9 protein-coding genes are annotated in these 8,218 nt (G+C 70.7%); 1 reads left to right on the top strand and 8 read right to left on the bottom strand.

Annotated features, from left to right (window positions below):
* Nucleotides 1-32 precede the first annotated feature (32 nt).
* The 3 genes from ACWGH4_RS25705 to ACWGH4_RS25695 are packed head-to-tail and all read right to left on the bottom strand — an operon-like array spanning nt 33 to nt 2,804.
* The gene (locus tag ACWGH4_RS25705) at nt 33-878 is read right to left on the bottom strand and encodes an ATP-binding cassette domain-containing protein (protein WP_441262032.1); all 846 of its coding nucleotides are present in this window, start codon (nt 876-878) and stop codon (nt 33-35) included.
* Complete coding sequence (locus ACWGH4_RS25700; RefSeq protein WP_441262031.1) at nt 875-1,897, bottom strand: ABC transporter substrate-binding protein; 1,023 nt, start codon at nt 1,895-1,897, stop codon at nt 875-877. Before ACWGH4_RS25700 ends, ACWGH4_RS25705 begins: the two co-directional genes overlap by 4 nt.
* A gap of 43 nt (nt 1,898-1,940) precedes the next feature.
* A complete protein-coding gene (locus tag ACWGH4_RS25695) occupies nt 1,941-2,804 on the bottom strand; it encodes an ABC transporter permease (protein WP_453465115.1) in 864 nt (287 codons plus the stop codon).
* 170 nt (nt 2,805-2,974) lie between these two features.
* On the opposite strand from ACWGH4_RS25695, the gene ACWGH4_RS25690 reads away from it, so the two are divergent.
* Entirely contained in the window at nt 2,975-4,096 is a 1,122-nt protein-coding gene (locus ACWGH4_RS25690; protein WP_453465111.1) for a LacI family DNA-binding transcriptional regulator, read from the top strand.
* Between the two features lie 149 nt (nt 4,097-4,245).
* On the opposite strand, the gene ACWGH4_RS25685 is transcribed toward ACWGH4_RS25690, so the two are convergent.
* Genes ACWGH4_RS25685 through ACWGH4_RS25665 form a run of 5 tightly spaced genes read right to left on the bottom strand, consistent with a single transcriptional unit; the run spans nt 4,246 to nt 8,028 of the window.
* A complete protein-coding gene (locus ACWGH4_RS25685) occupies nt 4,246-4,803 on the bottom strand; it encodes a GAF domain-containing protein (RefSeq protein ID WP_453465108.1) in 558 nt (185 codons plus the stop codon).
* Nucleotides 4,800-5,432 (bottom strand): ATP/GTP-binding protein, encoded by a 633-nt coding sequence (locus ACWGH4_RS25680; RefSeq protein ID WP_441262027.1) that lies wholly within the window; start codon nt 5,430-5,432, stop codon nt 4,800-4,802. The genes ACWGH4_RS25685 and ACWGH4_RS25680 overlap by 4 nt, the downstream gene beginning before the upstream one ends.
* Nucleotides 5,410-5,781 (bottom strand): DUF742 domain-containing protein, encoded by a 372-nt coding sequence (locus ACWGH4_RS25675; RefSeq protein WP_453465106.1) that lies wholly within the window; start codon nt 5,779-5,781, stop codon nt 5,410-5,412. Before ACWGH4_RS25675 ends, ACWGH4_RS25680 begins: the two co-directional genes overlap by 23 nt.
* A gap of 2 nt (nt 5,782-5,783) precedes the next feature.
* Nucleotides 5,784-6,218 (bottom strand): roadblock/LC7 domain-containing protein, encoded by a 435-nt coding sequence (locus tag ACWGH4_RS25670; RefSeq protein WP_453465103.1) that lies wholly within the window; start codon nt 6,216-6,218, stop codon nt 5,784-5,786.
* Between the two features lie 7 nt (nt 6,219-6,225).
* Nucleotides 6,226-8,028 (bottom strand): sensor histidine kinase, encoded by a 1,803-nt coding sequence (locus ACWGH4_RS25665; RefSeq protein WP_453465099.1) that lies wholly within the window; start codon nt 8,026-8,028, stop codon nt 6,226-6,228.
* Nucleotides 8,029-8,218 lie beyond the last annotated feature (190 nt).

The following is an 8,218-nucleotide window of genomic DNA, read 5'->3' as shown; positions in this document are numbered from 1 at the left end:
CCCGTGGGTGGTGCGGGGCTCCTCCTTCGTGCTCAGTCCTGCGCGGAGGCCGCGCCGAGCAGGCCGCGGATGTGGGTGGTTGCCTCCCGGAACTCGGGCCGTCCCATCGTCTCGGTGTAGTCCCGCTCCGCGGGCAGTCCCACGTCGATGATCTCGGTGATGGTGCCGGGCCTGGCGCTCATCACGACCACCCGGTCGGCCAGGTAGCAGGCCTCGGAGATCGAGTGGGTCACCAGGAGCACCGTGGTGCCCGTCTCTCGCCAGATCCGGTTGAGTTCGGTGTTCATCTGCTCACGGGTCAGCGCGTCGAGCGCGCCGAACGGCTCGTCCATGAGCAGCACGGGCGGCTCGTGCAGCAGGGCACGGCACAGCGCGACGCGCTGCTGCATGCCGCCGGAGAGTTCGTGCGGCAGGGCATCCTCGAAGCCGCTCAATCCCGTCATCGCGATCAGTTCGTCGGCGCGCCTGCGGCCGAGCTCGGCCGGCATCTTCCGCATCTCCGCCTGGAGCAGGATGTTGCGGCGCGCGGAGCGCCACTCGAGGAGGGCGGCGCGCTGGAACACGTATCCGATGTCGTGGCGCGGCCCCTGCACCCGCTCGCCGCCGAGGAGCACATCGCCCGTGGAGGGCTTGAGCAGCCCGGCGACCAGTTTGAGCAGGGTCGACTTGCCGCAGCCCGAGGGCCCTACGATGGCGACGAACTCCCCTGCCCGGACCTCGAGATCGACGTCGGTCAGCGCGGTGACATCGCGGTTCTTGGTGCGGAAGCGAACGGCGACGTCCTTGATGCCGACCGCCGGAGTGGTGGCGGACGGACCGCCCTGTCTGTCGTTCGTCACGTCCGGCTCCCGCACGGTGGTGTTCCTGGGCATCGTCATCCCTTCATCGCGGTCGCGCTGTCCCAGTACTCCGCGACGGCCTTGGGGCTGCTGACCAGTCCGGCCTCGGCGAAGACGTCGATGGTCTGCTGCCAGTCGGCCTCCGCGTTCACACCGGGCGCCTGGCCCTTGGTGGCGTCGGTGTGCAGCAGCGTCAGCGTGGTGGCGAACTGCTCGGCCAGCACCTCCTTCGGGGGCAGCTGCTCACTCGCACCGTCCATCGAGGCGACGGCCGGCTCGGGCGCCTTCTCGGCCGCCGCGAAGGACTCACTGACCGCCTTCGCCATGCGCTGCGCGAGGTCCTTCTTGCCGGTGAGGACCTTCTGCCCGGCGATGAGGCCGTTGGAGTAGAAGTTCAGGCCGTTCTCGGAGAACCGGAGGTAGGAGACGGGCTTCTTGGCCTTGTTCTGCATGGTGGGGCCCTGGTCGCTCGCGTATCCGAGCAGACCGTCGGTCTTGCCGGAGATCACCGCGGCGATCTTCCCCGCCGGGTCGGTGTTCTGGACCTTGACGTCGGACTCGCTGAGGCCGTTCTTCTTCAGGAAGATCGGGAACGTCTTGGAGAGGGCGTCACCGGCGGTGCCCGCGATGGTCCTGCCCTTGAGGTCGGCGGGGCTCTTGATGTTCTGCGACTCGAAGAACTGCACCGAGGACGGGGTGGTTTGGAGAAAGACGCCGAGGCTCTTGACCTTGACACCGGCGTCGACCCCGGACAGCACGGCCGGTGTGTCGGCCCAGCCGAAGTCGGTCTGGCCGGCGCCGGTCGCCTGCACCGTCTTCTGCGAACCCTGGCCGGCGCGTATGTCGAGGTCGATCCCGTGCTTCTCGAAGATCTTCTGCTGCTTGCCGTAGTAGAACGGCGCGTGTTCTCCGTACGGGTACCAGTTGAGGGTCAGCGTCACCTTCTCCAGCTTCTTCCCCGAGGAGCTGGTGGATGTGCCCGAGTCGTCCCCGCCGCAGGCGGTGGCGGCCAGGAGCAGCGGTACGAGGCCGGTCAGAAGCAGTCTGCGCGCAGTCATTGCTGGTCCTTCTCGTCGACTTGGAACGGTGCCCGGGGGTCGGTCAGTAGGTGGTGGTGACGCCGGTCTCCCGGCGGCTCGCGTGCCACGGGAGCAGCAGCTTCTCGGCGATCTCGACGAGGACGAAGAGGACGACGCCGATCAGGGACATCACGAGGAGGCCGGCGAACAGCATGGGGGTGTCGAGGTTTCCGTTGGCCTGGAGGATCACGTAGCCGAGCCCCTCGTTGGCGCCGACGAACTCACCGACGACCGCGCCGGTCACGGCGAGTGTCACCGCGACCTTGAGGCCGGAGAACAGGTGCGGCAGGGACGCGGGCATCCTGATCTTCACGAAGGTCTGCCAGGGGCTCGCCCCCATGGTCGAGGAGAGTTGGAGCATCTCCGGGTCGACGGCCTTGAGCCCGGTCACCATCGAGATGACGACGGGGAAGAAGGCGATCAGGACGGCGATGAGGATCTTGGGCGCGATGCCGAAGCCGAGCCACACCACGAACAGGGGCGCGATGGCGATCTTCGGAACGACCTGCGCGAACAGCAGGATCGGGTACAGGGTCTTCTCGACGGTGGCCGAGTACACCATGATCACGGCGGCGAAGACCCCGACGACCACCGCGATCAGGAAGCCGAGGAGCGTCTCGTAGGTGGTCACCCAGCTGTGCTGCCAGATGTAGTCGGCCTTGCCCGTCAGCACGTCCAGCGTCGCGCCGGGCGACGGAACGAGGTAGGGCTCGACCAGTTCGGCGGCGGCGATCACCCACCAGACGGCGAAGCAGGCGAGGAGCAGGGCGACCGGGCGCCAGCTCTGTTCGAGCAGGCGGGACGCCCGCTCCCCCGGGCTCGGCCTCCCACGCCGGTCGACTCCCGCCACCTTCACGGGTGCTGCCTTGATGGCGCTCTGACTCACGGTCAACTCCTGGTGCGCTCCGGAGCGGCTGGATCCATGTGGGAGAAAACGCTTTCAGAAAGCGCTTTCTGGTAAGGTGTCGCCACGCTAATGACTGCTCGTCCGCACGGTCAATAGGTCGTCCCGAAGTTTCGGGGGGTCAAGTGAGTGAACGGGAAACACAGGCTCATGTGACGCTGGACGCTGTCGCCCGCAGGGCGGGAGTGTCCCTCGCAACCGCGTCACGAGCCCTGAACGGCACCACCCGGGTACGGGAGGACCTGCGCAGCCGGGTGCGCGCCGCCGCAGACCAGCTGGGCTACATCCCCAACGCCCATGCCCAGGCGCTCGCCAGCGCTTCGAGCAACACGGTGGGCCTGATCTGCCACGACGTCGGCGATCCCTACTTCGCCGCCATCGCCGCCGGGGTGATGCGCGCCGCCGCGGCGAAGGACCTGCTGGTGATGCTCGCCAGCACCTTCCGCGAACCGGCCCGCGAGATCGCCTACGTGTCCACGCTGCGCGCCCAGCGGGCGCGCGCGATCCTGCTGATCGGATCCGGCTTCCAGGACCGCTCGTGGGAGCGGGCGCTCGCCGCGGAGCTCGACCCGTACGTACGGGCCGGCGGTCGCGTCGCGGTCGTCAGCCGGCACCGCAGCCTGCGGGCCGACGCCGTACTGCCGGAGAACCACGGCGGGGCCGCGGCCCTGGCCCGGGCCCTGCTCGACCTGGGGCACCGGGAGTTCGCGGTGCTCAGCGGCCCGCCGTCGCTGACCACCGTCGCCGACCGGCTCGCCGGCTTCCAGGAGGAGCTGGCCCGGGGCGGCGTCGAACTGCCGCCGGAACGCATCGTGCGGGGCCCGTTCACCCGCGAGGGCGGCTACGCGGCCGCGCGCACCCTGCTCGCCCGCGGCAACCGGCCCACCTGCGTGTTCGCGGTGACCGACGTGATGGCGGTCGGCGCGCTGGCCGCGTTCCGGGAGCAGGGGGTGCGCGTACCGGAGGACATCTCGCTCGCGGGATTCGACGACATCCCCCTCGTATGCGAGCTCACGCCACCGCTGACCACGGTCGCCCTGCCGCTCACCGCCATGGGAGAGGAAGTCATGGCGCTCGCCCTGCGCGAGCCCCGGGGCCCGCGGTCACGGGTGCTGCGGGTGGGCGGTGAGGTCGTCCTGCGCGCCAGCGTCGCTCCCCCACCGGAACCACGGGACGCACCGGTCACCGTTCCGGGCGGGGACGTACAGCGGCTCTCCGCGGGTCCGTCGAACACCGGATGCACCGACCGGCACCTCGGCGCGCCGGACCGCTGACCACCGCCGGCACCTCGGCGCGCCGGACCGCTGACCACCGCCGGGAGCCGCATACCGGTGAAGCCGTTGCCGTCGTCGTGCGGCAGGTCCGCGCATCCCGCGACGCCATGGAGCCGCGCCGCGCCGCGCCGCGCCCCGTGGGCGTCGCCTCAGATACCGCCGTCCTCCCGGCGGTGGATCTGCTGGACCAGGTCCGCCGCGAGCGACTTGATGGTCTCCAGACCTTCGCGGCCCCATCGCCTCGGCTCGGTGTCGACCACGCAGACGGTGCCCAGCGCGATGCCCGTACGGTCGATCAGCGGCGCGCCCAGGTACGAGCGGATGCCGATCTCGTCGACGACCGGATTCCCCGCGAAGCGCGGGTAGTCGCAGACGTCCTCCAGCACGAGCGCCTTGCGGCGCACGACCACATGCGGGCAGTACCCGTGGTCGCGATCCATGAACCGGCCCACCTCCGCGCGGCCCGGCTCGCCGCCGCCGTGAGTGCCGGACGGGGCGTGCAGCCCGGCGAAGAACTGCCGGTTCTCGTCGATGAAGTTGACCATGGAGTACGGAGCTCCGGTCACCCCGGCGAGCTTGCGGGCGAAGTCGTCGAACGCAGCGTCCGGGTGTTCCCCGAGCCCGAGCCGGCGCAGCCGCCGGACCCGTGCGGGTGCCTCGGGGTCCACCGGGGTCAGCAGCAGACGGCCGGTGGGGCTGTACGTCATGTCGGTGCTCCATGGCTCGGTGCCGGGCCCGGCACGACGGCGGTTGTGGTGAGCAGGTGCTGGACGAGGGTCACCAGCGTCCCGATGCCCGAACTCGCGATCCGCGCATCGCACAGCACGACCGGTACCTCCGGCTTGAGGTCGATCGCGGCCCGCACCTCCTGCGGGTCGTAGCGGTAGGCACCGTCGAACTCGTTGACGGCCACGACGAATCCGATACCGCGCCGCTCGAAGAAGTCGACGGCGGAGAACGAGTCCTCGAGCCTGCGGGTGTCGGCGAGCACGACGGCGCCGAGGGCGCCCTCCGACAGTTCGTCCCACATGAACCAGAAGCGCTCTTGTCCCGGTGTTCCGAAGAGGTAGAGCACATGGTGCTCGTCCAGGGTCATCCGGCCGAAGTCCATGGCGACCGTCGTGGTCGTCTTCGACTCGACGCCCTCCAGGCTGTCGGTCGCCGCGCCCACCTGGGTGAGCAGTTCCTCCGTGCTGAGCGGTTCGATCTCGCTGACCGCTCCGACGAAGGTCGTCTTGCCCACCCCGAACCCGCCCGCGACGAGGATCTTGAGCGCGGTGGGGAACTGGTCGCCGCTCCCGGCGACGCGGGTGTCAGAGCCGTCGTCGTAGGCCATCGAGCACCGCCTCCAGCAGTGAACGGTCCGTGGGTGTGTCGTTGCTGCGCGGCGCCCGGGCCGTGAGGGCGCCGCAGTCCACCAGGTCGGACAGCAGCACCTTGGTCACGACGGCCGGCAACCGTAAGTGCGCGGAGATCTCGGCGACCGATGTCGGACCGTGGCACAGGCCGAGCGCCGTGGTGTGCTCGGGACCGAGGTGCGCCTGCGGTGCGGTGCCCGTGGCCATCACCATGGAGAGCAGGTCCAGCGCGGCCGTCGGACGGGTGCGTCCGCCGCTCACCGTGTACGGGCGGATCAGCCGGCCCGCCGCGTCGTCGAGGAGCGGCCCGTCCGTGGGCGAGGGCATGGTCACTGCCTCACGGCGCTCGGTGCTCCGGCGTGCTGTCTGGCGGGAGTGACCAGATAGGGCCGCACGCTCTTGACCAGCATCGCCATCTCGTAGCCGAGTACGGCGGCGTCGGCCTCACGTCCGGCGAGGACGGCGAGACAGGTCCCAGAGCCGGCGGTGGAGACGAACAGCAGCGTGGAATCGAGCTCGACCACGACCTGGCGTACCTCGCCGCCGTCGCCGAATCGCGCTCCGGCGCTGCGGCCCAGCGAGTACAGGCCGGAGGCGAGGGCCGCCATGTGGTCGGCACTGTCGTTGTCCAGACCGTGCACCGATTTCACGAGGCCGTCGGAGGAGAGCAGTACCGCGTTGCGGGTGTACGGCACACGCTGGACCAGACCGCTCAACAACCAGTCGAGGTCCGGGACATGGCCGGTCGGCACATCGCTCGCCATGGTGCATCTACTCCTTGATGGTGGGTTCGTCACGCTGGGGGTCCGACTGTCCGGACAGCGGTGCCGCCCGTTCCGGCTCGTTCTCCGCGAGGCCGATGCCCCGCTGGAAAGCTGCCATCAGACCCGGGTCGTGCAGGGCCTCTTCATCGTCCCTGCGTGGCGCGGGGGCGTCCCTCAGCTGCGGGACGAGGTGCTCCTGGATGCGGCGCCTGGGCAGCTGGGGGCGGCCCATCGTGCCGCGGACCACCGGCCGGTCGGGCGGCTCCGCCAATTCGGGGCCCGGTCCGGCGACGGACCCGGGCGGGGCCTGGTGGTGGCCGTCGCCGAAGTGGCCGGCCCCCGGCATGCGCCGTTCGCCGCGCTCCCCGCGAACGGGCAGGGGCGCGTCCGCCATGAGGGCGGTGGCCGGCTCCCGTTGCGACGGCACCGGCCTGGCCTGTCCTGACAGGGCCGACTGCGGCAGCGACGGCGGCGACGTGGCGGTGACGCGGGGCCCGTTCAGGTGCGGGGCGGGCGTGGGCGTGGCCGCTGTCCCGTGGTCGGCCGCGCCCTCGTGGTCGGCCCCGAGGAGGCTCTGCGGCAGTACGAGCACGGCCTGGACGCCGCCGTAGATGTTCGTCTGGAGCCGCACGGCGATGCCGTGCCGGCGGGCCAGCGCGGACACGACGAACAGGCCGATCCTGCCGTCCTGGAGCAGATTGGCGACGTTGACCTGGTCGGGGTCGGCGAGGAGGGCGTTCATCTTGTCCTGCTCCTGGGGCGGCATGCCGAGCCCGCGGTCCTCGACCTCCACGGCGAGCCCGGCCGTGACGTGCTGGGCGCGCAGCAGGACCTGGGTGTGCGGGGCGGAGAACAGCGTGGCGTTCTCGACAAGTTCGGCCAGGAGATGGATCACGTCGGCGACGGCGTGGCCGCGCAGTGTGCCGGCGATGGGCGGCACCAGCTTGACCCTCGGGTACTGCTCCACCTCGGCGATCGCGGACCTGAGCACTTCCGTCATGGTGACCGGGTGGGACCACTGCCGCCGGGAGACGGCGCCGCCGAGGACGGCGAGGTTCTCCGCGTGCCGGCGGATGCGGGTGGCCAGATGGTCGACGTGGAAGAGGCCCTTGAGCAGCTCCGGGTCCTCGACCTCGTTCTCCAGCTCGTCGAGCAGCTGGATCTCACGGTGCACCAGGGACTGCAGCCTGCGGGCCAGATTGACGAAGACCTCGACCTTCTGTTCGTTGCCCACGCTGCTGGAGAGCCGGGAGGCCTGCACCACGGCCGCCAGCGCGGCGTCGTGCGAGCGGACCAGATCGTGGGCGAGCAGGTCGAACTCGTCCCCGCCCGTGGGTCCTTGCTCGGGCATACGGCGGGGCGGCGGGCCCTCGCCGCGCCTGAGTCCGTCGACGACGGTGCGCAGCTCCTCCTGGGCCCGGGCTGTGGTGCGGCGCAGCTCGGAACACCGGTCGAGCACGGACGAGGCGACCCGGTCGGCGCCGCGCGCGGCGACCGCGACGGCGGCCACGGCGAGCGCGGCCATGGCGCTCAGGGCGACCCACAGACCGGCGGACGGTTCGGGAGCGGCGGCGCGCAGCGTCATGACCACCGCGGTCGCACCACTGAGGGCGGCGACCAGGGCCGGCAGGACGGCGGTGCGCAGTAGTTGGGGTCGTATGCGGGCTTCCGGCGCGGACGCGGTCCTGCCGGAAGACGTCCTGCCGGAGGACGTCCGGCCCGCGGACGACAGTGAGCGGGCGCCTGGCCTGCCGTGACGCCCGCCCTCTCGGCGGTCGGACCGCGCGGCTGGTGCGCGTAGTTGAGACATCAGCGTCCTCGGTACGTGGGGCCCCAGGGATCGGCGTACTGCGATTGATCGGCATGACTCCACGGCGGAACCCGGGCACTCGGACAAGAGCCCACCGTTGATCACCGGCAACACACGGTAGTCGCCGGTGGTGAGGGTGGACCGAGCTGTTGCGAAAGTTGCCCGCTATGGGTCGCGCTCTGGTATGAGG

Source organism: Streptomyces sp. NPDC054847, assembly GCF_053610925.1.
The sequence above is the reverse complement of the archived record's forward strand: the minus strand, read 5'-3'. Positions and strand labels throughout refer to the sequence as shown.

Coding starts and splice junctions, on each gene's coding strand:
- ACWGH4_RS25705 (WP_441262032.1), bottom strand. CDS start 878: ATGACGATGCCCAGGAACACCACCGTGCGGGAGCCGGACGTGACGAAC.
- ACWGH4_RS25700 (WP_441262031.1), bottom strand. CDS start 1,897: ATGACTGCGCGCAGACTGCTTCTGACCGGCCTCGTACCGCTGCTCCTG.
- ACWGH4_RS25685 (WP_453465108.1), bottom strand. CDS start 4,803: ATGACGTACAGCCCCACCGGCCGTCTGCTGCTGACCCCGGTGGACCCC.
- ACWGH4_RS25680 (WP_441262027.1), bottom strand. CDS start 5,432: ATGGCCTACGACGACGGCTCTGACACCCGCGTCGCCGGGAGCGGCGAC.
- ACWGH4_RS25675 (WP_453465106.1), bottom strand. CDS start 5,781: ATGCCCTCGCCCACGGACGGGCCGCTCCTCGACGACGCGGCGGGCCGG.
- ACWGH4_RS25670 (WP_453465103.1), bottom strand. CDS start 6,218: ATGGCGAGCGATGTGCCGACCGGCCATGTCCCGGACCTCGACTGGTTG.
- ACWGH4_RS25665 (WP_453465099.1), bottom strand. CDS start 8,028: ATGTCTCAACTACGCGCACCAGCCGCGCGGTCCGACCGCCGAGAGGGC.